The organism is Pseudomonas sp. 30_B (assembly GCF_017491605.1).
In the GTDB taxonomy this organism is placed as follows: Bacteria; Pseudomonadota; Gammaproteobacteria; order Pseudomonadales; family Pseudomonadaceae; genus Pseudomonas.
Map to the genome: position 1 here is coordinate 1 of NZ_JAFGYY010000366.1, position 442 is coordinate 442.

Genomic DNA, 442 nt, shown 5'->3' on the forward strand with positions numbered 1-442 from the left:
GTCACGGGCCTTGTGCGCCGGTCCACCGCCACCTCATTGCGAACCGACCATGAACAGCTTTGTTGCCACCGCCGCGCCCGCCGTCGCGGCGACGCCGATCGACGGCACGTTGACGAACGACGGCTTCTTCCCGGACATCGATCTGTCCGCCCTGCGCGACGCGATGCGCCTGGACGGCACCGTGACGGCCGAGCGGCTGCGGCACGCCGCGCGCGACGCGTTGCTGACCGTGAACGACGAGCTCGCCGCGTGGCGCGCCCGGCAGCGCGCGGCGGGCGCGGCGACGCTCGCCGACGTGCCGGCGCCGCGCATCGATGGCGAATCGGCACACGTGGCCCGCTACCGGCGCGCGGTGTACCACCTGACGCACGCGGACGTGACGGAGAAGTACCGCGGCTACGACACGACGAAGAGCGGCGGCCAGGTCGCGGCCGATCTGGCC

1 protein-coding gene is annotated in these 442 nt (G+C 73.3%); it reads left to right on the plus strand.

Annotation, left to right across the window (positions count from 1 at the left end; genetic code table 11):
* Window positions 1-49: 49 nt before the first annotated feature.
* Window positions 50-442: head completion/stabilization protein (locus tag J5M67_RS28690; protein WP_207888710.1), on the plus strand; the 393-nt coding region annotated here is incomplete at its 3' end.